Origin of the sequence: Myxococcus sp. AS-1-15, assembly GCF_020037055.1 — a bacterium.
GTDB lineage: Bacteria > Myxococcota > Myxococcia > Myxococcales > Myxococcaceae > Myxococcus > Myxococcus fulvus.
On record NZ_JAIQDF010000006.1, the window covers coordinates 1 to 25,306 of the forward strand.

The 25,306-nt window shown below is 70.1% G+C and carries 14 protein-coding genes, 1 pseudogene and 1 CRISPR repeat array; of the genes and pseudogenes, 7 read left to right on the forward strand and 8 right to left on the reverse strand.

Features of this window, described 5'->3' with window-relative positions; all coding sequences use genetic code 11:
- Window positions 1-91: 91 nt before the first annotated feature.
- Complete coding sequence (locus K8625_RS17915; protein ID WP_223783379.1) at window positions 92-1,054, reverse strand: DUF6624 domain-containing protein; 963 nt, start codon at window positions 1,052-1,054, stop codon at window positions 92-94.
- A gap of 270 nt (window positions 1,055-1,324) precedes the next feature.
- Between K8625_RS17915 and K8625_RS17920 the strand changes: the two genes are divergently transcribed.
- A complete protein-coding gene (locus K8625_RS17920) occupies window positions 1,325-4,984 on the forward strand; it encodes a DUF3857 domain-containing protein (protein WP_223783380.1) in 3,660 nt (1,219 codons plus the stop codon).
- 84 nt (window positions 4,985-5,068) lie between these two features.
- A complete protein-coding gene (locus K8625_RS17925; RefSeq protein WP_223783381.1) occupies window positions 5,069-6,412 on the forward strand; it encodes a hypothetical protein in 1,344 nt (447 codons plus the stop codon).
- A gap of 106 nt (window positions 6,413-6,518) precedes the next feature.
- Window positions 6,519-7,968: direct repeats of the CRISPR family, unit length 37 nt; unit sequence GTTTCAACCCACGCCCCTCGCGTTCACGAGGAGCGAC.
- A 419-nt stretch (window positions 7,969-8,387) separates the two neighbouring features.
- Here the strand turns inward: K8625_RS17925 and K8625_RS17930 are convergent.
- The 4 genes from K8625_RS17930 to K8625_RS17945 form a co-directional block, all read right to left on the reverse strand.
- Window positions 8,388-9,590 carry a serine hydrolase gene (locus K8625_RS17930; protein WP_223783382.1) on the reverse strand — a complete coding sequence of 401 codons (1,203 nt, stop codon included), beginning with the start codon at window positions 9,588-9,590 and terminating at the stop codon, window positions 8,388-8,390.
- Between the two features lie 103 nt (window positions 9,591-9,693).
- Window positions 9,694-11,469, reverse strand: a complete 1,776-nt coding sequence (locus K8625_RS17935) for an acyl-CoA dehydrogenase family protein (RefSeq protein WP_223783383.1) — start codon at window positions 11,467-11,469, stop codon at window positions 9,694-9,696.
- A gap of 159 nt (window positions 11,470-11,628) precedes the next feature.
- Window positions 11,629-13,797 carry a bifunctional alpha,alpha-trehalose-phosphate synthase (UDP-forming)/trehalose-phosphatase gene (locus tag K8625_RS17940; RefSeq protein WP_223746268.1) on the reverse strand — a complete coding sequence of 723 codons (2,169 nt, stop codon included), beginning with the start codon at window positions 13,795-13,797 and terminating at the stop codon, window positions 11,629-11,631.
- Between the two features lie 14 nt (window positions 13,798-13,811).
- Complete coding sequence (locus tag K8625_RS17945) at window positions 13,812-14,960, reverse strand: hypothetical protein (RefSeq protein ID WP_223783384.1); 1,149 nt, start codon at window positions 14,958-14,960, stop codon at window positions 13,812-13,814.
- A gap of 332 nt (window positions 14,961-15,292) precedes the next feature.
- On the opposite strand from K8625_RS17945, the gene K8625_RS17950 reads away from it, so the two are divergent.
- Together K8625_RS17950 and K8625_RS17955 are read left to right on the forward strand one after the other, a co-directional pair.
- Window positions 15,293-16,504: a PAS domain-containing sensor histidine kinase gene (locus K8625_RS17950; RefSeq protein WP_223783385.1), complete on the forward strand. Its 1,212-nt coding sequence runs from the start codon at window positions 15,293-15,295 to the stop codon at window positions 16,502-16,504.
- Window positions 16,505-16,744: 240 nt separating this feature from the next.
- A complete protein-coding gene (locus tag K8625_RS17955) occupies window positions 16,745-18,097 on the forward strand; it encodes a sigma-54 dependent transcriptional regulator (protein WP_223746265.1) in 1,353 nt (450 codons plus the stop codon).
- A gap of 7 nt (window positions 18,098-18,104) precedes the next feature.
- On the opposite strand, the gene K8625_RS17960 is transcribed toward K8625_RS17955, so the two are convergent.
- From K8625_RS17960 to K8625_RS17970, 3 genes and pseudogenes are all read right to left on the reverse strand, one after another.
- A complete protein-coding gene (locus K8625_RS17960) occupies window positions 18,105-18,584 on the reverse strand; it encodes an SgcJ/EcaC family oxidoreductase (RefSeq protein WP_141328359.1) in 480 nt (159 codons plus the stop codon).
- Between the two features lie 98 nt (window positions 18,585-18,682).
- Window positions 18,683-19,261: an imm11 family protein gene (locus K8625_RS17965; protein WP_194869349.1), complete on the reverse strand. Its 579-nt coding sequence runs from the start codon at window positions 19,259-19,261 to the stop codon at window positions 18,683-18,685.
- 1 nt (window position 19,262) lies between these two features.
- Window positions 19,263-20,565 (reverse strand): annotated as a pseudogene (locus tag K8625_RS17970) (AHH domain-containing protein).
- Window positions 20,566-20,741: 176 nt separating this feature from the next.
- Between K8625_RS17970 and K8625_RS17975 the strand changes: the two are divergent.
- The 3 genes from K8625_RS17975 to K8625_RS17985 all read left to right on the forward strand — a co-directional run bounded on the left by K8625_RS17975 (window position 20,742) and on the right by K8625_RS17985 (window position 25,306).
- Window positions 20,742-22,190 carry a DUF6209 family protein gene (locus K8625_RS17975; RefSeq protein ID WP_223783386.1) on the forward strand — a complete coding sequence of 483 codons (1,449 nt, stop codon included), beginning with the start codon at window positions 20,742-20,744 and terminating at the stop codon, window positions 22,188-22,190.
- On the forward strand, window positions 22,187-22,498 hold the full coding sequence (locus K8625_RS17980) for a hypothetical protein (RefSeq protein WP_046711330.1): 312 nt from the start codon (window positions 22,187-22,189) through the stop codon (window positions 22,496-22,498). The genes K8625_RS17975 and K8625_RS17980 overlap by 4 nt, the downstream gene beginning before the upstream one ends.
- Before the next feature lie 255 nt (window positions 22,499-22,753).
- On the forward strand, window positions 22,754-25,306 hold the full coding sequence (locus K8625_RS17985) for a hypothetical protein (protein WP_223783387.1): 2,553 nt from the start codon (window positions 22,754-22,756) through the stop codon (window positions 25,304-25,306).

Here is a 25,306-nt window from a genome sequence, read left to right on the forward strand (position 1 = left end):
GCTCCTTGCCGGTCGCATGGTCCAGAAAATGCGCATGCGACCGGCATTTGTCTCGGAACTTCCGGCGACCTACTTAGCCGGGCCCCAGGACTCAGGGCTTCTGTTCGGCCTGCTTGCGCATCGCCTCGAACGAGGCCTTGTACTCCTCCATCGTCCCCAGGCCCACGGCCGCGCGGCGCTCGTCCACGTTGGCCGGGTCCTCCAGGTTCTTGGGCTCCATCTTCCCATCCACCTCTTCCATCTGCGTGCCGTAGCGCTGCGGCTTGCCCGTGTTCACCAGCACCCGGTCCGTCAGGTACGCCAGGTTCTGCTTGGAGCCCTCCCCGCGCGCCACGGCCTGCTCCAGCATGGGCAGCACCTGCTCCTGGAACGCCACGTCCTTGTCCGCGTGCTGCACCAGCAGCCACGCCGCGAAGGACGCCTTCTTGCCCACCAGCGCCTGGCCCGGCCAGCCCTTCTTCGCGATGACGTCCTTGAGCCAGGCCGTGTTGCTCGCGTCGACCTCCTCCAGCTTCTTCTTCGCCGCCTCGTCCTGGAAGTTCGACTTCATCAGCGTCATGCGGACCTGCTGGTCCACCTCCATGCGCGACAGCAGCTCGTCGCGAAGCGCGGGGTCCGCCGCCTTCAGCTGCTTGGCCTCCTCCTCGGCGACGCGCTTCTCGACGGCCGCGAAGCCCGGCAGGCCCCGGACGTTGTCCAGGTCCGTGTCCTTCTTCATGTGGGCCACGTCCTCGAAGCCCTCGTCCGCCGCGCGCCCCAGCCACATCAGGGCCTCCTCGCCCTGGTTCAAGAGCGACGCCGCGCAGGCCGCGTTGTAGGCCATGTTGTTGCTGCGCACCCCGCCCTCCCAGGCGGCGCGGAACAGGGGCAGCGCGGCCTCGTTGTTGCCAGCGGCGGCCAGCCCGGTCGCCTCCATGGCGGCCTTGCGCGCCTCCGGCGTCGCCACGGGCTTGGGCGCGGCGGCCTGGGCCTCGGCGGGGGTGGCCGCGCCTCCGGACGAGTGGGCACAGGCGGCCAGGTTCAGCGCGGCGAGCAGGATGACGAGACGACGCATTCGGGGGCTCCAGGGGGTGTGAGGTGAAAACGGGGTAGCAGTGTAGGCGGGTTTTTCGGGACACCAAGCGCTCGTCCACCCTGAAATCCGCCGGATACCCACCCACACCCACCCCGTTCCCGAGCGCACCCCGGGTAACGTTTTCGGTTGCCTGTGCGCCGTCCGGGGTCGCATGCAGGGGAAGGCCCCGGAGGGCCCGCCTGTTCATCGCCGTCGGCGCCCCCAGGAATGGGACGCTGTGCCCCACGCATGTCGCACCGAGGAGAACGGATGTCGCGCTTCACATGGCTGGCCGCAGTCTTCGTGCTCACCTGCCCCCTCTGGGCGCAGGCCCGGCCCGCGGCGGACGAAACAGCGCGCGTCTACGCGGCCGAGGCGATGAAGCAGGCCTCCTCGCCCCGAGGCGCCGCCGGCCTGTTGCGGCTGCACTCCCTGGTGGACGAGGTGGAGGACCTCACGCCGCTGGTGAGCACGTACGCGTACATCGCCTCGCGGCGCCAGTTCGACGCGAACACGCGCGCCACCGCGCAGCTGCTCCTCTTGGACACCGAGCGGGCCCGCGGGCGGATGACGCGCGCCAACGAGGTGCGCCAGTGGATGGGCTTCGTGGGCGACTACTACGTCGTCGGCGGCTTCGACAACGAGGGCAAGTCCGGCTGTGACACGGACTTCGGCCCGGAGGCCGCGGCGCTGGATTTGACGGCCACCTACCCGGGCGCCAAGGGCCGCCAGGTGTCGTGGCGCAAGCTGACGGCGAACACGGCGGACGGCTACGTGGACCTGGCCACCGCGGTGCGCCCCAACCGCGAGGCCGTGGCGTACGCGGCCACCTGGCTGGAGTCCAACCAGGAGTCGCGCGTGACGCTGGGCCTGGGCACCTCCGGCGCCTACCGCCTGTGGGTCAACGGCCAGCTCGCCTCCAAGGAGGACCGCTACAACCTGCCGCGCCCGGACCAGGCGCGCGTCTCCGTGAAGCTGCGCAAGGGCCTCAACCGCGTGCTCCTCAAGGTGTGCCAGGAGACGGGCCCGCTGGGCTTCTACCTGCGCCAGGAGTCGCCGGGCGTGCGCGCGGCGCTGCCCGCCAAGGCCCCCGCCGTGGAGCGCGGCGCGCCCCCCGCGCCCCAGGTGCTGCCCACGCTCACCTCCGCGCTCAAGGCGTTGGTGGAGAAGAACCCCGACGACGCGGCCCTGCGCGGCGACTACGCGCGGGTGCTCGGCTTCTACCGCGGCTTCGATGACCGCGAGCACACCGCCACCGTGGAGGCCACGCGCGCCGCGGAGCTCGCCCCCCAGGACGCGCGCCTGCAGATGCTCGCGGCGAGCCTCCAGCGCGATGACTTGAACGAGCGCCGCCGCTTCCTGGAGGCCGCGGTGAAGGCGGACCCCGCGCTGCCCGAGGCCCGCGTGGCGCTGGCCGACTTCGAGCTGGAGCGCGGCCACCCCGAGCGCGTCATCCCGCTGGTGGCGCCCGTGCTGGAGAAGACGCCGGACGACGCGCCCGCGCGCCTGGTCCTCGCGCGCGCCCACGAGGCGCTGGGCGAGCGTCCCCGCGCGCACGCGCTGGTGGAGGAGGCCTTCCGCCATCAGCCCCGGCAGCCGCGCGCGGTGCGCTCGGCGGCGCAGATTTCGCGGCAGCTGGGCCGCAACCGCGAGGCCATGGACCGCATGCGCGTGGTGCTGGCGCTGCGCTTCGACGACACCGGCACGCGCCGCTCGCTGGCCGCGCTGCTGGCGGACTCCGGTCAGGTGGAGGCCGCCGAGCGCGAGTACGCGCAGCTGGTGGCCCTCAACCCGTTCGACAACGGCGCGCGCGTGCGGCTCGCCGAGCTCAAGGCCAGCAACGGCAACGTGGAGCAGGCCGTGGCGCTGTTCGCCGAGGCCCGCGCGCTGTCGCCCGATGAGCCGGAGGTCTACGAGCGCGAGGGCCGCGCGCTGCTCGCCGCCGGTCGGCGTGAGCCCGCGCTGGCCGCCTTCGAGCGCTCGCTGGTGCTGCGTCCGCAGAACCCCGGCCTCAAGGAGGCCCTGCGCGCCCTCAAGGGCGAGGGCACCGGCGCCGGCATGCAGCACGTGGTGGACGCCAGGCCCCTGGCGAAGGAGGCCGAGGCCTACGTCCACGAGGACGCCATCTACCTGGTCGACAACACCTACGTGAATGTCCAGAAGAGCGGCCTGTCCAGCCGGCTGTCGCAGATGGTGGTGAAGGTGCAGAACGCGCGCGGCGTGGACGCGTTCCGCTCGATGCCCATCACCTACTCGCCGGACCGGCAGGAGGTGCGCATCCTGCGCGCGCGCGTGACGAAGGCGGACGGCTCCGTGGTGGAGAGCTACGGGGAGAACGACCGCAACATCAACGAGCCGTGGACGGGCATGTACTACGACGCCCGCGCCAAGGTGCTGTCCTTCCCGTCGCTCGCCGCCGGCGACACGCTGGAGGTGACGTACCGCCTGGACGACACCGCGCAGGAGAACCTGCTGTCGGACTACTGGGGTGACGTGGAGAGCGTGCAGGGCGTCTACCCGAAGCTGCGCTTCCAGTACCTGGTGGAGACGCCGAAGGAGCGGCCGCTGTACTGGAACAAGAGCAAGCTCACCGGCGTGGAGAGCGCGCAGGAGTCGCTGGAGGGCGGCCGCGTGCTGTACCGCTGGGGCGCGAAGCACGTGGCCAAGGTGGTGCCGGAGCCGGGCATGCCGGGCTGGGCGGAGGTCGCCCAGAACCTGCACGTCTCCACGTACCAGACGTGGGACCAGGTGGGCCGCTACTGGTGGGGGCTCGTGAGGGACCAGCTGCAGCCCAACGCGGAGCTGAAGCAGACGGTGGACCAGGTCCTCCAGGGCGTGGACCGCAAGAACGAGCTGGCGGTGGTGCGCGCCATCTACAACTTCGTGGTGACGAACACGCGCTACGTGGCGCTGGAGTTCGGCATCCACGGCTTCAAGCCCTACCGGGTCGACCGCGTGCTGGCGCGGCGCTTCGGTGACTGCAAGGACAAGGCGAGCCTCATCCACTCCATGCTGCGGGTGGCGGGCGTGGACAGCCGGCTGGTGCTCCTGCGCATGCGCAACCTGGGCGCGCTGGACGCGGAGCCGGCGAGCCTGGCGGCCTTCAACCACGCGATTGCGTATGTGCCCAAGTTCGACCTGTACCTGGATGGCACCGCGGAGTTCCACGGGGCCAAGGAGCTGCCCAGCTCGGACCGGGTGGCCAACGTGCTGGTGGTGGAGCCGGACGGCAAGAGCACCTTCATGGTGACGCCGGAGGCGAAGGCGGAGGACAACGCCACGGGCCTGAAGATGGACGTGACGCTGCGCGCGGACGGCAGCGCCGAGGTGACGGGCTCCAGCACGGTGAGCGGGCAGAGCGCGCCCGAGTACCGCCGCGCCTACCGTCCCGAGGCCACGCGCAAGTCCACCTTCGAGCGCGCGTGGGCGCAGAGCTTCCCGGGCCTGACGGTGAACGAGGTGTCGCTCAACGACACCACGCGGCTGGACGAGGACGTGGCGATGGGCTTCCGCATGAGCATCCCGCGCTACGCGGAGGTGCTGTCCAACGCGGTGCGCTTCCTGCCCTTCGGCACGGGCCGCACCTACCAGCAGGCCTTCGCGCCGCTGGCAGAGCGCCGCTTCGACCTGGTGATGCAGAGCCCGTGGGTGAACCTATTCAACCTGCGCTACACGCTGCCGGCGGGCTGGTCCGTGACGGAGCTGCCGCAGGCGGTGGACGAGACGAACCCGTTCGGCCGGCTGAGGCTCACCTACCGCGTGGAGGAGGGCAAGCTCATCGCCGAGGGCGAGGTGAAGCTCTCCGTCGCGCGCATCAAGTCGGACGAGTACCCGGCGTTCAGGGAGTTCCTGGGCCGGGTGGACCGCGCCTTCGGGCGTCGGGTCATCATCCAGGGCCCCGGTGGGCGCACCGCGTCGCTGACGCCGTAGGCGGCGCGCTCAGGGCCGGGCTCCACGTGGGTTGCCGTGGAAGCCCGGCCGTGTACTGTCGCCCCAACATGGGAGGGCGGCTCGATGAAGCACGGACGACAGGTGGGACTCGCGGTGGCGGCGATGGTCTTCTGGGGCTTCGGTGCGGCCGCGGCCGAGCCCGAGGTGAAGCCCCTGCCCGAGGTCCTGGAGGTGGGGGCACTCACCTCGGCCTTCGCTGAGTTCCAGCGGACGTGTGCCGCGGACGGACAGCGGCTGTGGGGCCACTCATTGTGCGCCCCGCTCCTCGTCGTCCATCCCGGCACGCGCGTCTTCGTCGCGAGCACCTGGCCGAAGGGCGCGGGGACAGGACCCTGGGTGGGCGTGCTCCCCTCGGAGCTCACCATCGCGAACACGGCCCTGACCTGGGCGGGAACCACCTGGGTCCAGCTCCAGGGGCCGTTGCCCGACGTCCCCGTGCGTCGCCGTGCGCTGATTGCCCACGAGGCCTTTCATCGGCTTCGGACCACGTTGGGACAGCCCGGGCGGGAGAAGGACAATGCCCACCTCGATGGCATGGAGGGCCGCACGCTGCTGCAACTCGAGTGGCGGGCCCTCGCGGCAGCGCTGCGCGCGACGAACCCTTCGGTGCGCGCTCGGGCTGTCGAGGACGCGCTGGTGTTCCGTCGCGAGCGTCGAGCGCGCTTCGAGGAAGCCGCCGTCGCGGAGGGGCTCCTCGAGGAGAACGAAGGTCTCGCGGAGTACACGGGCGTGGCGCTGGCGGGGGCCGATGCACGTGGCAGGCGAGCCCTGGCGCTGGAGAACCTCGAGGATGGCGCCAAACGGAAGTCCTTCGTGCGTGCCTTCGCCTATGCATCGGGTCCGGCCTACGGCCTCCTGTTGGACGAGGCGGGCTCACGCGCCCAGGGGTGGCGTGCCCGGGCGCTCGCCGGGGCGGAGCTGGGAGCGCTGCTGCAGGAGGCATTGAAGCTGGGGACGCCTGAGGCCTCACCCGAGCGCGAGGCACGCTACGAAGGCGCCGCGTTGAGAGAGAGCGAACGGGAGCGGGCTCGCCTCGCCGAAGCGCGGGCCGAGGCGCTGCGCAAGAAACTGGTGGAGGGCCCGGTGTTGCGCCTTCCGCTGGTCCGCATGCGCATCCAGTTCAACCCTGGTGAGCTCATCCCGCTGGCCGAGCACGGCACGGTGTATCCCGGCGCGCGCATCGTGGATGCGTGGGGTTCGCTCACGGCGACGTCCGAGGTGATCCTGTCCTCGGACTGGAAGTCGGCCACGGTGAACGCCCCGCGCACGGAGCCCCGAGATGCTCGCTGGGAAGGCGAGGGATGGGTGTTGGAGTTGGCTCCCGGCTGGCAGGTCAATGCGGGGCCTCGACCCGGAGACCTGGTGCTCCAGGCCCCTGAGGCTCGCGCACCGGCGCCAAGGCCCTGACTCGACTTGAGGGGAGACGTGACGGGCTGCTAGGTGGAGCGCGAGCATCAAGTCCGCAGAGACACGACAACGGACGATGGAGCCGCCGACGCACTTGCAGTCCCCAGCATCAACCCACGCCCCTCGCGTTCACGAGGAGCAACGAGCGCGTGCAGGTCGGCACGGTGACGAAGCTGTTTCAACCCACGCCCCTCGCGTTCACGAGGAGCGACCGCCTAATCCACGCCCGTGACGAGGCGAGCTACAGTTTCAACCCACGCCCCTCGCGTTCACGAGGAACGACCGGTCTTCTCTCGGTGCCGAGCATTTGGGCGAGTTTCAACCCACGCCCCTCGCGTTCACGAGGAGCGACGGTGCATGCGCAGACGGGCAAGCCCCTCTTTAGCAAGTTTCAACCCACGCCCCTCGCGTTCACGAGGAGCGACTGGGGTCAGACCATGATGGTCGTGTTCGAGGAACAGTTTCAACCCATGTCCCTCGCGTTCATGAGGAGCGACCGACGTTCTCGGCCAGCTCAACCATTCCCTGAATGCGTTTCAACCCACGCCCCTCGCGTTCATGAGGAGCGACGCAGATGCGCGCGGTGGTCAAGGCGAAGGTGGAGTTTCAACCCACGCCCCTCGCGTTCACGAGGAGCGACCGCGCGCGCGTTCAGCTTCACCTTGACCGGCATGTTTCAACCCACGCCCCTCGCGTTCACGAGGAGCGACACCGAGCCGGACGCCCAATACACCATCCCCCGGTTTCAACCCACGCCCCTCGCGTTCACGAGGAGCGACGTCCACTGGGTGGGCGAGGGCCAGCCTCCGGAGTTTCAACCCACGCCCCTCGCGTTCACGAGGAGCGACGCGGAGCGGCTCGTTGCCCCACCGCTGCTTGACCCAGTTTCAACCCACGCCCCTCGCGTTCACGAGGAGCGACGGCGAGAGCATGGTCCAGTTGCTTGACGTGGGCAGTTTCAACCCACGCCCCTCGCGTTCACGAGGAGTGACCAGTCTGAGGCGAGTGTGGAACCGCGCACGGGTTTCAACCCACGCCCCTCGCGTTCACGAGGAGCGACCCACCGCTGGCCCCCCGGCGCGGTGGGTAGCGCTGTTTCAACCCACGCCCCTCGCGTTCACGAGGAGCGACCGCCGCAGAAGGAGCAACGAAACATGCCGAACGAGTTTCAACCCACGCCCCTCGCGTTCACGAGGAGCGACCGAAGATGCTGTGGCCGAAGACCTCGTAGGTGAAGTTTCAACCCACGCCCCTCGCGTTCACGAGGAGCGACACGCTTCGCGGGTGGTGCGGTTGGTCTCGTGACGTTTCAACCCACGCCCCTCGCGTTCACGAGGAGCGACGGCCACGCAGTAGATGGGGTTCGGCCCCAGGTTCTGTTTCAACCCACGCCCCTCGCGTTCACGAGGAGCGACTGGCGTTTTCTGGTCGTTCCTCGAGGACCACGGTTTCAACCCACGCCCCTCGCGTTCACGAGGAGCGACACCGCGCAGGCCCAGTCGGCGCAGCAGGCCGCCCCGTTTCAACCCACGCCCCTCGCGTTCACGAGGAGCGACCCTGCTCGTCCAACCTAGCAGGATCCCAGGAGAATCCAGCCGCTTCGCGCGAACCCCATCCCAGAAGAGGTCCACAGCACACAGCAGCCAGTCCTGCGGCCACGCAACCTTCAAGAACTATTGAAGTTTTCAAAGAGCGCGAACCCTCGACGGAGCGCACACCGGGACAGGTTCGCGCTTTCGCCGTCCGCCAGCAAGCCACCTCCCGATCTCGCGACCCCGCATTCTGTCGCCGCCATCCTGACGTCCGCACCCTCATCACCTGCGCGAATCTGCCATGCCCAGCACTGCTGGCGTGACAGCCCAGACGCGCCCCGCGCATCCCCCACAAAGCCACGCCATCGACCTGGAAGCACTCCAGACCCGCGCCACCCATGGCCTACCCATCATCGAGGTTGCGCCCCCGTGCGCCCCACTCCTCAAGGCCGGGGCACGCGGGCGGCGAAGGTGGTGGCGATGATGCGGTCGGCGAGCACCGGCCGCGCGTGCCCCATGCGGTGCGTGTTGAAGGCATAGACGAGGCGCCGGCTCGAATCCCGCGTGGCGCCCATCCCGCTGACATAGCCCTGGCGCGCCCCGCGCCGTCCCCACACCGTCACGCCGCCCAACTCGTAGCGCGCCAGGCCCGCGCCGTGCGCCGCGCGACCACCGTGGGCCGAGGGCACGTCCGGCACGGTGAACATCTCCTCCAACTGCTCGGAGGGCAGCAGCCGGCCCCTGAAGAGCGCGGAGAGGAACGTGTCCAGGTCCGCGGTGGAGGAGATCATCTCCCCCGCGGCCCACATCAGGGACTGGTTCGCCTCCGTGACGTCCACCCAGCGCTGCGTCCCATCCGCGCTGGCGAGGGCCTCGTAGCCCCGCGCGTGGGGACCGGGAATCGTCGGGTCGTTGCCCGGCACGGACGTGTCGCGCAGGCCCAGCGGCGTGAGGATGCGCTCGCGCACGGCATGGCCGTACGGCCGACCCGTCACCTTCTCGATGAGCAGCCCCGCCACCAGGTAGCCGATGTGGCCGTACTCCTGCACGGTCCCCGGCGTGAAGCGCGGCCCCTGTGGGAGCGCCAGCGCCACCAGCTCGCGCGGAGACCAGCGACGGAAGCGGTGCTCGAAGAACCACTCGGGATGGCGCATGGACAGCGGGACACCGGGCAGGCCGTGGGTGTGGTTGAGCAACTGCCGGACGGTGATGAGCGGATAGTTGGGTGGCAGCAGGCCGGGCAGCGAGTGTTGCACCGGACGGTCCAGGTCCACGCGGCGCTCGCCGGCGAGCTGCAACAGCACCGTGGCGGTGAAGGTCTGCGTGAGGCCGCCGATGCGGAAGCGCGCGTCACCAGGCATCGGCGCGCCGGTGTGCAGGTCCGCCACACCCGCGGAGCCGAGCCAGCGGCCCGCGGAGCCTTGCACGCGGACCTGGGCGGCCGTCGCGTCGGGCAGCTCGATGATGACCTGTCGCAGCGTCTCGCGGTCCAACGGGGCCAGCAATGACTGGCCCCAGTCCAGGCCCTGTTCACGGGTGTCCACTTCGTTGGAGAGCGCTTCGTCCCCGGGAGCACACCCCGTCCCGGAGAAGCTCACCACCAATACCGCGGCACCGACCCGCAGACCCCGGCGCGGGACATCCATGTTCCCTCTCCCCTCTCGAAACTCCGGCCCGGGGACAGAACACCAGTGAGGGGGAGCGGTGTCACCCGCTCCGTGGGGATTTCGTGGACTGGACCACGTCAGGTCAGCGGAAGCGTCGGGCCCACGCCTCCACGTAACCCTCCGGGGCGGCGATGGGCGCCTCCCTCAGGGCCTCGGGCAGCGCGAAGGACTCCAGCACCCGAGGCACGTGGGGCAGCAGCTCCACGCAGGCCTCGCGCAGCTCCACGTCCAACCGCCGCGCCTCCTCCGCGCCGAGCAGCCCCTCGGACTGGAACCAACCCGCGTGACGCCGCAGGCCGTCGGCCACGAAGACCCGGAGCACCGCGCTCGCCGTCCGGAATCCCTCCGACGACGGGACCTCCGCCCGGAGCGCCACCTGCAAGCACTCCAGCGCGAGCGCCTCGCCCTGCGCCTCCGCCAGGGCGATGGCCTCCGTGGACCACGCGTTCCAACGCTCGAAGCGATCTTCCCCGGGCCCCAGAGGCGCCTCCAGGCCCTGAGCGATTCGCGTCCGCAGCCGTCGGGCCCGCTCGGCGAACAGGCTGGAGCCCTCCGTCCGCGCCGCGTCCGTCCCCTCCGAGGGGGTCCGCAGGTGCTCTCCCATCACCAGGCGCCTGGCGGCGGTGAGCTGCAGCACCTGGTTCTCCCCTTCAGCCGTCATCACCGCCTGACATGTCCCCAGGTACTCCGGGATGCGATTGACGCCGAACATGCCCTGCGCGCCGCAACGCTCCCGACACGTCTGGATGATTTCGAAAGCCGTCCGGGAAATGTACGGTTTGAGCAGCATGGCGAGCAGCGAGAGCCTCTCGCGCTCCTCGTCCCCCTCCTCACTGAAGCGTTCCTGCACGAACCGGCCGAACAGCGTGCAGGCTTGGATGCGTGCCAGCCCGATGAGGAGGTCATGCTGGACATTCCAGCACTCCAGCATCGCAGCAGTGCCCCGGTCCGGCACCGCGACCCGCCGCTGGCGGGCGTAGCTCAGCGCGATGGAGAGCGAGGCCCGGGCGCTCGCCACCGCCCCGCACGACAGGGCCACCCGCCCTGTCTGGAGCATCTCGATGGTGCGCCTGAAGCGCTCACGTCGGCCGTAGTCGCTGTGGAAGACCCCCTGCTCGCTGATGGAGCCCGCGTCCCCCGGCAGCCAGTCCCGGAAGGAAAGCCAGACACGGTCGAACCCAATCATCGCGTTGTCCATGGCATACAGCGGCCGCTCCGGCTGGGGCACCACACGCACGCCCTGATGGAGGCCGCCGTCCTTCCCCCTCAGGCGGAGGATGAAGGGGAAGACGCCCTGGTCCTCCCCGGCCACCTTGAGCCGCGCGGCGATGACGACGAGCTTGGGGACGTCCTCCGCCCCCACGTTCGGCATGAACTTCAACGCGGCGTCGCGCGGCGTGGTCAGCCAGAAGCCGCGCCGGTCATGGTCATACTCGGCCTCCGTCTCCAAACTGAAGACGGTGCTGCCATACCCCAGCTCCGTCAGCAGGAAGACGCCCACCGAGTCCCCGCTGTCGAGCTCGCGCAGGTAGTCCTCCAGGTCCGTGCGCCCGCGCCCCAGGCTCAGCAGCGCGTTGAGCGTGAGGTTGAAGTGCCCGCTGAGCACCAGGAACAGCTCCGGCGCCAGCATCGCCGACCACTCGAACAGCGCGAACAGGCTGGGCAGGTCCTGGGCGATGGCCTTCCCCGACCCGAGCCCCCGGTGCACCTCCTGGAGCTGTCGGTACGCATGCCGCGCCCGCTCGCCCAGCGTCTGATGCTCCCGCTGACGGAACACCTCGGCGGCGAAGAGCCGCGCGAAACGGGACTCGCGCTCACGCGCGTTCGACTCGGCCACCGGAACACGGGACTCGGACATGCGGACCTCGCTCTGGAGTGGACAGCGGCGTGTCTGATAACGCAGACCCCACCACACTGCCCAATCAAAGACAAACATCCAGACCCGCAATCCCAGCCATCCATTCCCCGCACCCGCCTCCACCTGCGGGCGAGCGCGAAGCCCCCAGCCCATCCGCGCTCAGGAGGCCACGAGCGCGGCGAGCAGCTTGCGCACCTCCTCCGGACCGCTGACGCGATAGGTGGCGCGCGTGGGCTTGTTGCCCGCATGAATCGTGAGTCCGTCCTCGGGCATGGCCTCGAACAGGTCCTCGTCCGTGCGGTCATCGCCGATGGCCACCGCAAGCGTGCCGGGGGGCAGCCCGCGCAGGACGCCCTCCACCACCCGGCCCTTGTGCACGCCGTGCGGCCGCACCTCCACCACCTTGTCGCCTGGGAGGACATCCACCGGCCTGCGCGCGAAGGTCTCCGCCAGCTTCAGCCGCAGCTCGCGCGACTGCAGCGCGCCGAACTCCGGGTCCACCTGCCGGTAGTGCCACGCGAGCGACGCGGACTTCTCCTCCACGAACGAGCCCGGCACGCGCGCGGCGAACTCGTCGAGCACCGGCCGGGCCGCGGCCTTCCACTCGGCGGACACCCCCTCCAGCATCTTCCACGTGTCCCCGGGCCTGGGCCGCGACCACAGGCCGTGCTCCGCGTAGAGCCCCAGGTTCAGCGTCCCGAACCACGCCTCCAGCGTCTCCTTGGGCCTGCCGCTCACCACGCTCACCGAGAGGTCCGGCCGCGCGAGCAGCTTCGCCAGCAGCTCGCGCAGCGCATCGTCCGGCGCGGCCAGCTCCGGCCTGCGCGCGAAGCCCACCAGCGTGCCGTCATAGTCGAGCATCAGCGCCAGCCGCCCGGCGGACTTCATCACCTCCAGCGCCTCGGTGGCGCCCTGGAACTTGCGGACGGAGACCGAGGGCAGCCCCTGCAACCGCCCCAGGAAGCTGGACACCCACCAGTGGACGTCATGGGCCTTCACCTGCGCGCGCAGGGCGCGCATGCGCTCGCGGCGCTCGGGCTCGCCCATCTCCAGCGCCTCCTCGATGGCGTCCGCCGCCTTCTCCACGTCGTAGGGGTTGACGGAGACGGCCCGGTGCAGCTCGTCCGCCGCGCCGGCGAACTCGCTGAGCACCAGCACGCCGTCATCGTCCGGCCGGGCGGCGCAGAACTCCTTCGCCACCAGGTTCATCCCGTCCCGCACCGGCGTGACGAGCATGACGTCCGCGGCGCGGTACAGCCCCGTGAGCTGCTTCTCGTTGAAGGAGCGGTAGAGGTAGTGCACGGGCACGTTCTGCGTCGTGCCGTACTGGCCGTTGATGCGCCCCACCAGCTCGTTCACCTGCTCGCGGTACGTGGCGTACTCGCTCACCTGGGTCCGGCTGGGCACCGCCACCTGGATGAAGCGCAGCCGCCCGCGCCACGTGGGCTCGCGCTCCAGCAGGCGCTGCACGGCGAGCAACCGGCGGGGGATGCCCTTCGTGTAGTCGAGCCGGTCGATGCCCAGCAGGATGCGCTGGCCCTCGGCGCTGCGCCGCAGGGACGCGACCTCCTCCAGCACGCTCGGCTCCTTCGCGAGCGACTCGAAGGCCTCCGTGTCGATGCCCATGGGGAACGCGCCCACGCGCACCTGGCGCCCTTCCCACATGATGCGGTCCACGTCCGTGTCCAGGCCGAGCTGCCGCAAGAGCGAGCCGGAGAAGTGCCGCACGTAGCTCACGGTGTGGAAGCCGATGAGGTCCGCGCCGAGCAGCCCCTTCAGCAGCGCCTCGCGACGGGGCAGCGTGCGGAAGATTTCGGACGAGGGGAACGGGATGTGGTGGAAGTAGCCGATGCGCGCCTCGGGCAGGCGCTGGCGCAACAGCCCCGGCACCAGCATGAGCTGGTAGTCGTGGACCCAGATGATGTCACCGGGTTGATAGTGCCGGGCCACCAGGTCCGCGAAGCGCTCGTTGACCTTGCGGTACACCTCCCAGTCGCGGTCCTGCCGGGGGACGCGCTCCAGCATGTAGTGGCACAGCGGCCAGAGCACCCGGTTGGAGTAGCCCTCGTAGTAGCGGCTCACCTCGCTGGGCGACAGGTGGATGGGCACGCAGCGCTCCTCGGCGAGGCGGGCCTCCACCTGGGTGCGTTGGGTTTCCGACAGACGGGACACGTCACCGGGCCAACCAATCCACAGGCCGCCGGAGCGTTCATGGGGTCGTCGAAGGCCCGTGGCCAGCCCGCCGGAGCTGAGCACCACGGCGACACTGTCCTTCTCCACCTTGACGGTGACAGGGAGACGATTGGAGACGAGCAGGAGTCGAGGCATAGAACCTCAAACCCTTATTCACTCCCTCCACGAATGGCCATCGCCGATTCGCGCGAGGTGGCGATTGTTGGACCCTCGCGTGTCGCCCGAGGTGCCCAGCCCAGTCGCGCGAGCAACGCGGGCTCGCGGCCGGGTTTCCAGATGAACGCATCCAGCACGTAGTGCGTGGCCTGCGGCAGCGCGAGCAGCGGCACCACCAGCGCCAGCAGGTCCGGCGACAGCGTCCACTCCGAGCCCCCGAAGAGGCCCGTGCGCTCGTGCCAGATGAAGCGGTCCCACAGGAGCTCCTCCGCGAACGCCAGCGCCACGAGGAACAGGAGGAAGCCCGGCAGGCCCGCGCGGAGGATGGAGCTGGCGACGCCGAAGTCCCCCTCCCCGTCGCGGCCTCGCGCGTAGCGGAACAGGAGCGCGAAGTACGGCACGCCGTGCAGCACGACGTTCATCACCGTGAAGGTGAAGTCGTCGCGCGCGAGGACGATGCCGCCGAACCACGTCACCCACGTGGCGCCGATGAGCAGCACCTTGCCCAGCTGGAGTCCCTCGCCGCGCGCCACGCGGGCGAGCTGGAGGCCAGCCCAGGTGAGGAGCACGCCCGCGTGCAGCAGCAGGGCCACGGTGCCGAGCCACGGGGGCAGCCCCGGGAGGAAGTCGCCCTCGACGAACCACCAGAACGCGCGCGGCAGGTTCGCGTGCCACCACACCACGGGGCCCACGGTGGCGGCGTAGATGGCGGCGGCGTCGAGGCGACGCTCCAGGTCCGAGGCGCGGGCCTTGCGCGTGTAGAGCGCCACCCAGCCGTACTGCTGGCGGACGAAGTGGAACAGCGCCACGTAGGCGAACAGGGTCCAGAACGCGCCCGCGGAGATTTGATGCGCCAGCACGCCCACGACCCAGGCGACCAGGGGAGCACCCAGGTAGAGCCCGGGGCGCTCACGCAGCTGCCCTGGGTCCAGGTAGGTGCGGAACAGCGTGGACCAGACGTGGGCCACGTCCACGCAGACGACGAGCAGCAGCCACGCCCAAGGAGGCGTGTCCCCCGCGGCGCCGAGCCACGGCGCGGCGAGCACGAGGGCCACGGACGCGAGGGCACTGCCAGCGAACACGGCGAGGTCCACGCGCGGACCGAACAGCCAGCTCTGGGAAGGCGCGAGGAAGCGGGGCATCCGGACCGAGAGGCTATCAGCACCGTGGAGCGGTTGGGTGGCGAGGCTCGGCCCCCTCGTGGAGGCACGAGGAGGCGAGGTGTCCAGGCCACATCGCCATCAACTCGGATGAGCCGAGTGGTGCGCCGCTCCCACGTGGGCGACGCAGACGGAGAGCACGAGAGAGAGGCGGGCATCTGACCAGGCCGGCAACGCCATGGAGTGGAGGGCCCCAGGCAGGGTGTGTCCGGCCCTCGCGGCGATTCAGTCCGCGCCGGGAAGTGGAGGGGCTTGCAAGCGCGGCGCGGCTCCCGCGTAGTGCGCCTGTCGACCTCCTTCCCGAAGCTTCCGCCATGTCCTCCACGCCCCCGCCCCCTCGCTTCCGTCGTCGGCTCCTGGCGGTGATGCTCCTGGCGGGGCTCGTGCCCCTGGTGTTGCTGGGCGTGGTGGCGCAGGGCGTCCTGGAGCGTGTGCTGTCCGTCTCCGTCGCGCCCGTGGAGGCCGTGCTGGACGAGGTGTCCGTGAACCTGGAGCGACAAGGGCTCTCTCGTGACGCACTGGACGAGGCGCGGCTGAACCTCGCGCAGGCGGAGCTGACCCGACGGGCACTGGCGCGCCGGGTCCCCGCGTTCATCACCGTGCTCGTGTTCGTCTCGGGCTGTGTGCTCGCGCTGGCCGCCGTGCTGCTCGGCCGCGCGCTGACCCGGCCGGTGACGACGTTGACCGAGGGCATGTGGGCCTATGCCCGTGGCGACCTGTCGGTGCGTCTGCCTGCCGTCGACCCGCCGCGCGACGAGCTCCAGTTCCTCCTGGGCCAGTTCAACCGGATGGGACAGGAGCTGGTCGCACAACGCGAGCGCGCGAAGTCCGCCGAGCAGATCGCCGCATGGCAGGACGTGGCGCGCGCCTTGGCCCATGAGCTGAAGAACCCGCTCACGGCGATGAAGCTCTCGCTCGCGCGGCTGTCGCGCTCGGACCCGGCGTCTGCCGCGGACACCACGCGCATCTCCGAGTCCGTGGCGCTGCTCCAGGAAGAGGTGGAGCTGCTCATGCGCATGACGCAGAGCTTCTCTACCTTCGCGCGGCTGCCCGCGCCGCACTTCCAGGACGTGCCGCTCCGGCCGCTGCTCTCCGAGGTCTGCGCACTGTACGCGCGGACGTCTGCGGTCCCCGTGGAGCTCGTCCCCGGTCCCGAGGTCTCGTTGCGCGCGGACCCGGACGGACTTCGCCGCCTCTTCGGCAACCTCGTGAAGAACGCCACCGAGGCATCCTCCGAGAGCGCCGCTCCGGTGCGCGTCTGCGTGGAGGAGTCCTCCACGGGCGGCGTGCGCGTCACCGTGACGGATGGAGGCAGCGGCGTCCCGGGTGTCCTCGAGGGCGCGGCGCTCACCCGTGGACTCTTCAGCACGAAGCCCGAGGGCAGCGGACTCGGGCTGCCCATCTCGCAGAAGATCACGCACGAGCACGGCGGACAGCTTCGCCTGGAGCCCGCGCCGGGCGGCGGTACGCTCGCCAGCGTGGAGCTTCCTCTCGTGCCTCCGCCCGCCCAGGTGTCTCCGTCATGAAGCCCGGCTCGCGCATCCTCGTCGTCGATGACGACCCTGGCATCCTCGACGCCGGTGCGCGACCTCCTGCGCGGCGTGGAGTCCCCCTGGTGCCACGGCCCCTCCAGGTGTCTCCGTCATGAAGTCCGGCCCCCGCATCCTCGTCGTCGATGACGACCCTGGCGTCCTCGATGCCATGCGCTGCCTCCCGCACGACGTGGAGCATCCCCTCGTGCCTCAACCTCTCCAGGTGTCTCCGTCATGAAGCCCGGCCCTCGCATCCTCGTCATCGATGACGACCCCGGCGTCCTCAAAGCCCTGCGGGGCCTGTTGAGCGACGAGGGCTTCACTGTCGTCGAGGCCCGCTCCACCGCAGAGGCGACCCGCGTCCTCGATGCCCCCGAGGCTCCGCCCGCGATGATGTTGCTCGACCTCCGCATGCCCGGAGAGACAGGCCTGGAGTTCCTCGCGCGACTGCCCCGCCCCCTGCCCGTGCCCGTCGTCGTGCTGTCGGGCGAAGCCTCTCCCTCCGAAGCCGCGCAGGCACTGAAGCTCGGCGCCACCGACTTCGTGGAGAAGCCCCCTTCCCCCGAGCGACTCCTCACCGCGCTGCGCAACGCGCTGGCGCTCGGCGCGCTCCAGGAGGAGCGAGAGCGACTGCTGGACGCGCTCGCCCGCCCTGGACACCTCGTGGGCGACAGCCCCGCCATGGAGGCCCTGCGCCGGCTCATCACCCGCGTGGCCCCGAGCGACACGGCGGTGCTCATCACCGGCGAGACCGGCACCGGCAAGGAGCGCGTCGCACGCGCGCTGCACCTGGCCTCGGGCCGCAAGGGACGCCTCGTCGCCGTCAACTGCGCGGCCATCCCGTCCACGCTGCTGGAGAGCGAGCTGTTCGGCCACGAGAAGGGCGCGTTCTCCGGCGCGCACAGCCGGCGCGCGGGGCGCATCGAGCAGGCCCACGGCGGCACGCTGTTCCTCGACGAGATTGGCGACATGCCGCTGGAGCTGCAGGCCAAGCTGCTGCGCGTGCTGGAGACACGCGAGGTCGAGCGACTTGGCGGCTCGGCGCCCGTGCCGGTGGATGCGCGTGTGCTCGCCGCCACCCATCAGGAGCTCGCCCGCGCGGTGAAGGACGGCCGCTTCCGACAGGACCTCTTCTTCCGCCTCAACGTGATGCCGCTCCACATCCCGCCGCTGCGCGAGCGCCCCGAGGACCTGCTCCCCCTCGCCCGCGCCTTCGCCGCGGAGTTCGCCGGACGCGAGGTGCCCCTGACGCTCGCGCCCGGCGCGGAGGTGGCCCTGCGCGCCTACCCGTGGCCCGGCAACGTGCGCGAGCTGCGCAACGTCATCGAGCGGCTCAACCTGCTGCGCGGCGACGGGCCGATGTTGCTCGGACCGGAGGCCGTCTCCGGCCCCCTCGCCTCCCCCACCCCCAAGCGCGCCAGCGTGGGCGAGAAGAGCTACCGCGAGCACGTCGAGGACTTCGAGCGTGAGCTCATCCGCGCCGCGCTCCAGGAAGGCGAGAGCATCGCCGGCGCCGCGCGGCTGCTCCAGGTGGACCGGGGAAACCTCTATCGCCGCATCAAGGCGCTCGGCCTTCCCGTGAGCTGAACGCGCCTCACGGAGCCGCGGGCCGCGGCTTCACGTCCGTGTTCTGCCCCGCGACGATGCGCCACGCGCCGTCCGCCGAGCGCTGCATCACGTAGCGCATCTGCGTCCTCAGGACTCCCGGCTCGGTGTTCTGCACGCCCGGAGGAAGGCCCGGATGGCCCGTCACCTCGTGCGTCGTGTCCACCACCGCCACGTCGTCGCCGACGAAGGAGATGCGGCGCACCGTCACCTTGCTCTGGCTGCCCTTGAACAGCGACTCGAAGATGGCCGCGTGGCGCTCCTGGATCTGAGCCTTCCCCTCGAACATCGTCCCCGCGATGTTGATGAAGTCCGCGTCGGGCGCGAAGTCCTGGGACCACACCACCGCGTCCTGACGGTTCCACGCCGCCGTCTGCGCATCCACCTGCTCACGAATCCGCTGCTCGTCCCGCGTGTGGTCCACGTGTGAACACGCCAGGGGGAACATCAGCCATGCGCACGCGGTCATCACCCGAAACCTCCGGGCGGTGTCGAGGGGCAGTTCGGGGAGCAGGTCAGCGAGCATCAGAGGGTTCTCGGGGTGGGTGGTGGCCTTGGCGTGCCATTCTATCCTTCGCTGGGGCCCGTCACGCGTTCAAATGACACTCCAAGGTTCCCGACTCCTTCGAGTGCGTTCTTGATGTCTTCGGAAACAACGAGCGCGACCTTGAACTTCTTCAGCCGGAAGACCTGCGCGCCCTCGGTCTTCGAGGGGTCGATGCGAAGCCCGTAGATCCAGTTGTACTCCCCTTCAAATCCAGGGGGATGGTCGTCGTAATGATGCACCTCGCTGCACCGTGCCTCATCGATGGCATCAACGACCTTGGTTGCATTGACAACGAAGTACCGTTCGGGCTCCCCCTCGATGGACACCTCAAGAAGCTGGACGTCCTCTGGAGCCAGTGTCCGGAAGACGTTCGCGACGGCATCGCTGACGATGGGGGCTGCTTCAATCACAGAAAAAGCAAACGCCCTTTTCCTACCGGGATGTGCGATGCGTGCCTTGAGAGGTCCAAGGTCTGGAAGCACGCGGCCATCCGCGAACATCCAAGGCTCGTCAAACGCATCGCCAGAATCCCGCGTCGGCGTTTCCAGTAGCCACCGGGGCACATCTCCAAGCTCCACCGAATAGAAATGGCGCTCCACCTCACCCCTCCACCTTCACAATGAAGCTCCGCAAGTCGGAGCCCTGCGTCAGAAGCTCGTTGGCTATCTTCGCAAGTTCCTTCGTCAAACTGGCCCGGCAGGCCTCCGTGGTTCGGCAGCGCGAAACCGAAAGCTCGAGGCGCCGGATCACCGCTCGGTGATACAGCTCAGGATGAGGCCCCTCGTGGCCATTGAGCCGCACTTTATTTGCCACGTCCTCGAGAGACATGCCTGCCTTCTCGAATATCTTCAGGCACTGAGGCGTCCAAGGCCCCCCTGTTGCATCCGAAATCGGGTTCTTGTTCGTGCAGATGTGGTGAACAGGCCCGACCTCGTCACCGGGAATCCGCCCATCCGAGTACATCGCCAGGGCAGCGGCTGCGCCAGGCGCCAGCGCGACATGGAGCACGCCGGCGGCGGGAAGCGCCATCGAAGTCACACCGCCATTCATCGCCGCTCCGAGCTGGAACCCCGATTCAGCCCGCGCTCGGACCACGGCTTGCGAGAAGCCAGGGAGCTTCGGACCTTGAGCCGCCATGGCGTTCTTGCCGCCCAGCGCCGCGGTGACGAGCAGCACCAGGACGCGCGTGCCGTTCGTCCCCAACACCCTCCCGAACCGATGCCCGATGTCCTGCAACTCGATGACGCTCGTTGCTCGCTCCGCGTCGTCCCACAACCTCACGAAGCCCCGGCCGATCTCCCAGACCGGCAGGACGCCCAGGTAGGCCACCATCGCCGCCGTCAACGCCACCGCGATGACCTTCGTGATGGGCTCAGGAAGAGCCATCGTGAGGAGCACTGTCAAAGCAGCCGAGGTCAGCAGGGCCTTGAGTGCCGCCGGGTTCAGCACCTTGCCGACCTCCACCTCGACGCTCTCCCAAACAGTATCGAGCGCGAAACGACAGCGCCATCAACGTCCGGTCCCTGCGAGAGAAGGTCAGACCCGTTGCCCCAACGAGGGTCAGGCACTCATCGCCATCAGGGCAGATGCGCGCGGACAGCGACTCGGGCGAGCCTCCATGGCCTGAGTCCACAATGCCCTTCGAGGACGCGAGCAGCGTCCTGGACCGCACCCAACCTCGTTGGTCGGCCTCGTCCGCTTCGCGAAAGGCGACGTCCATCCGAAGGTCGAGGATGAGTGCCGTGAGGGCGGACTTGAACTCATCCTCGGTGACCTCGACCGGGTCAACGTCCACGGACTCGTGGACGACCCGCTGACCGCTCCCCGTGTCGAGCTGGACGACGCGGCCGGTGGCACAACCGGCCGTGAGCAACAGCAGCGGGAGTATCCCAACCCACCTCATAGAGTCCCCCGAAGGTGAATCTCCCGAAATCCAGGGCGGATGGCATCCTGGGTCCAGTGTCCAGCAACTTCAACGGGATTCCCCGTGCGACTCCCAGTGAGCAGGAAACCCAGGAAGCCCCGGGGCGATAATCCCATGCGGCCACCCCCAGGTCGCCCCACAGGAAGAGTCGCCCCATGTCGAACCGCATCGGCCGCCCCACCTTCGTCCCCACCGCGCAGACGGGCCTCACCCCGGAGCGCGAGCGGTCGGCCCGGGCCACCGGCGACAAGTCCTCCCAGACCCGCGCCAAGGTCGACCAGTTCGAGTCGCGCGCCGCCCGCCCCAACGCGTCCCTCCTGGGCACCGCGCTCCCGACGGCGGCGGTCGCCCTGCCTTCCAAGGCCGCGGACATCCAGCCCCAGCTCCACGCGGCCACGGGGTACTCGGCCCACTTCGGCTCGGGCAAGCGCACCGCCACGGCGCACGTCGAGGGCCAGGGACAGGTCCACCTGCCCACCGGCTCGGGCCGTGGCCCCTCCTTCCACGCGGAGGCGGGCAAGCCGCTGACGGTGACGGCGGACCCGGCGCGCTTCTCGTCGCAGCACCAGAAGGTGGAGCTGGTGTGGCGGCTGGTCCCCGGCGGCGCGGAGAACGTCGTCCCCATGTCGGACGGCACGCGCGACGCACAGGGCCGGCTGAACCTCCAGCCGGGCACCTTCGACGTCCCTCCAGACGCGACGGGCCTGGTGCGCATCTCCTTCCGCACCACGGACGCGTCCGGGCGCACCAGCAACCAGTGGGACCCGAGCAGCGACGCCTCCATCGCCTCCGCCGAGGGCGCGACGGTGTCCTTCACCGACGACTTCCAGACGCAGGTGGACGGCACGCTGCGCGCGGGCGACAAGCTGCAGCTCGCGTATGACCAGGACCGGCTCAAGTCGCTCGCGGGCGGCAAGACGCCCACCGAGGTCGTCGCCTGCGTCTCCTTCAACGGCGAGCCGCCGCTGGAGTTCCCGCTGGACCTGCAGGCCCAGGACGGCGGCAAGGGCGGCGCGTTCATGCCCTCGGTCCGCGTGCCCTTCGAGGCCACGGACGTGCAGGTCTGGTTCCGCGGCAAGGCGGACGACAACACGACGTGGGACTCCGCCAACGGGCAGAACTTCAAGTTCTCCGTGGGCGTCACGCGCGACGACGCGGAGCCGGGCTGGAAGAACGAGCTCTTGCGCAGCAAGAGCTTCCCCCACCTCAGCGCGGACAAGTTCGTGGGAATCGGCCCTTCGTCACAGCGCTACAACTGCATCGCGTGGACGCTGGGCAACCGCAACGAGTGGGTCTGGCCGGGCACGCGCGTGGAGGACTTCGACAAGCTCTACGCGCAGCAGGGCTACCAGCCGCTCGACACGTTGGACCTGAGCCACGACCCCACGCTGGAGAAGGTGGTCATCTACGGCCGCAAGCCGGTGACGGGCAACGGCCCGCTCGAGGTGACGCACGGCGCGCTGATGGACGAGCAGGGCCGCTTCACGAGCAAGATCGGCACCCAGCCGCTCATCCGTCACAACAGCGCTGACGACCTCACCGGGCCTTCGTATGGTGCGCCCGTGCGAGTCTACGTGCGGCCCCGGCCGGTGAGCGTGTCATGAGCCCGTCCAGCGAGCGCTTCGACGCCCTGGCCGCGGAGTGGGAGCGGCACTGCGAGGAGCACCGGGAGGCATCCAATCCCTTCGTGTTCGTCCAGCATCCGTCCTTCGAGTCGCTCGTGGGGCTCGGGCGCGCGGCGGTGCCGCTCATCATCGAGCGCTATCGCCACGGCAGCGTGTTCTGGGGCGCGGCGCTGCGCCGCATCACCGGCGTCACCACCTTCGGCGAGGGCGTCGTGGGGGACCTGGAGGCGAACCGGCGCGGCTGGCTGAAGTGGTGGGACGCGCACCAGGCCGAGTTCCCGGGCTGAGACGAAGCGGGACGCCGGGCCGGAAGGCCGCGCCCCGTCTGACACACCCACGTCCTCCGACAGCGCGAGCCTCCGGGACCCGGAGTGCTCCCTCGGGACAGGCGTGAAGACGTGCCGCAATCGCGGGGCGCGATGTCAGTATCACATCCGGATTCGACATCAGGATGTGCCCATGACATCGACACGGCTGGCCGGCCCTCGTCCTTTCAAGCACTTGTCACGACGCGGCGGCTGGAACGCAGCGTGCTCTGTCCCATGCGCATGAACCGCCTCGCGCTTCTCTCCTGCCTCGTCTCCCTCGCCTCCGGCGCCCAGTCCGTGCCGGACGCTGGCGTCGCCGCCGGGCCCCAGGCCGTCGACACGCCCTCCTCCACCACGCCTGGCCCCGCCACCACGGCGAGTCCAGGGAGCGCCGCCCAGCCCGAGGGGCGCGACCCGCGAGCCGACGACGAGCGTGACGACAAGCACGCGTCCGAGCCCGAGGGCGACTACGGTCAGCTCCCCGTGAAGACGTCCGAGGAGGACGCACGCGTCGAGCACCAGCGCTCGAAGCGCGGCAAGAAGTCGCGCGACGGCCGCAAGGACGCGTCACGCGAGCAGCGCGACCTGTGCGAGGACGAGGACCTGGAGGACGACGACAGCGACGAGCTGTCCGTGCTCGCGCCGCTCCAGCTCGACGTCGACGGCCGCGCGCTCACGCCGACCACGCTCGAGCTGCACGGCCTGCATCGGCTGACAGACGCCCAGGTCCGCGCCTTCATCCGTCCCACCCCGGAGGAGGGCAGCACGCCCACACCGGCGAATCTCCGGCAGACGCTGCGCCGGCTCGCGCGCACGGGCCTGTTCTCCCGCGTGGAGCCCCGCGTGCGCGTCACCGAGCAGGGCGCCGCGGTGCTCGAAATCCACCTGGAGGAGCACCCCATCGTCACCCAGGTGGAGGTCGAGGGCCTGCGGGACCTCCAGCTCGATGAAATCCTGGAGGAGCTGCTCCACCTGCCGCCGCGCTACCCGGACGAGGACGGCGACGAGGAGGACGAGGAGTTCGTCGCCACCCTTCGGGTGAACGGCGCGCGCGGCACGCTCACCGTCACCAGGCCCTGCCCGCCCCAGCACCCGCCCCGCGAGTGGCTGGCCCGAATGGACAAGGACACGTACCGCCCGGGCATCGTCCTCGGCGGCGTGACGGCCGCGCTGCAGCGCGCGTTGAGGGAGCTGCGCTCGGACGGCTACATGCTCGCGAGCCTCTCGGGGACGCTGACGCCGGACGGCAAGCTCACCGTCATCGTGGACGAGGGACGACTGGAGGCCGTCGACGTCGTGGGCGTGGAGGGCGCCATCGCCGACCGCGTGCGCGACGCGCTGGACCTCAAGCCCGGAGACGTCTTCCTGCGCAGCGACGCGCGCCGCGCCATGGAGCGGCTGGAGGCCCGCCTGCCGTTCCTGGAGGCGAAGAGCGTGGACACCGACTCCCGGGACACGGCCCGGCGCCGCGACGCGCGCATCGTCGAGGAGCGCACCGCCGATGGCGTGCGCCACTACCGGACGCAGGAGCAGAAGCGGAAGGAGAAGCGCCGCCGCGACAACGTCGAGGTCGAGCTGAGCTGGGGCGAGCTCTTCGAGTCCTGGCGCCACGGCCGCGACGGGGACGGCATCACCCTGGAGGGTCGCAAGCTGGTGGTGCACGTGCGCCCGCGCCGCCCGGACGTCGACGTGTCCCTGCTGCCCATCCACACGCAGGTGACGGGACTGGCGCCGGGCCTGGCGGGCTCGCTGCGCCTCTGGGATGGGAAGGACCGCATCCACACCACGCTCGACGCCGCCGCGTTCCTGGCGCTGCGACTGGGCGGCCAGAAAATCCCCGACGACCCCGAGGGCACGAAGCGGCAGCGCCGGGTGAACCTGCTCGGCGGCGCGAAGGTGGAGATTCCGGCGGTGGGCCTGGCGGAGCTGGGCGCCCAGGCGCACGACTTCACCGACACGCTGGACCGCTGGCGGATGAGCGACATCGACTCGTCGCTGTACTCGGCGCTCATCAACCGGCCGGACCGCGACTACTTTCGCCGCAAGGGCGTGGCGGGCTTCGCCACCTTCCGCTGGTCCGACTGGCTCGCGGGCGTCGAGTACCACTCGGACCGCTACGAGACGCTGCGCAGCTTCTCCCCGCCGCTGTCGCTGTTCCGCCGCGACTCGCCGCCCTTCCCCAACGCGCCGGTGACGGAGGGCCGCTTCCAGTCCGTGGTGGCCCGGGTGGAGTACGCCAGCAACGCGCCACGCGGAACGAAGGTGGGCTCGCTGTTCCGCACGCCGGAGACGGCGCTGCTCGACATTGACGGGGACTGGGACCACCGCCCGTTCCTGCACGCCTTCATGACGCTGGAGGTGGGCGAGGGGCCGGCGACCACCGGCGCGGACGAGCGGTTCTGGAAGCTGGTGGGCGACGCCTCCCTGGTGGTGCCCACCAGCGCGAAGACGGGGCTGCGGCTGCGCCTGCGGGGCGCGGGCGGTGACAACCTGCCTGAGCAGAAGCGCGAGGCGCTCGGTGGGTGGACGGCGCTGCGAGGCTTCGGCTTCAAGGAGTTCAAGGGCGACGTGTCCATGCTCGCGAGCGCCGAGTACCGGTGGCATGCCTTCGGTCTCTTCACGGACCTGGGCACGGTGCGCGGGGAGGGCGAGTGGACGGACCCGCGACTCGGCGTGGGCGCGAGCTTCCACTTCACCGACGACGTGCGCATGGACGTCGCGTGGCGCACGGACGAGAAGGCCACGGCCACGCCCGAGGCGCGCCTGTTCTTCGTGCGGACGTTCTAG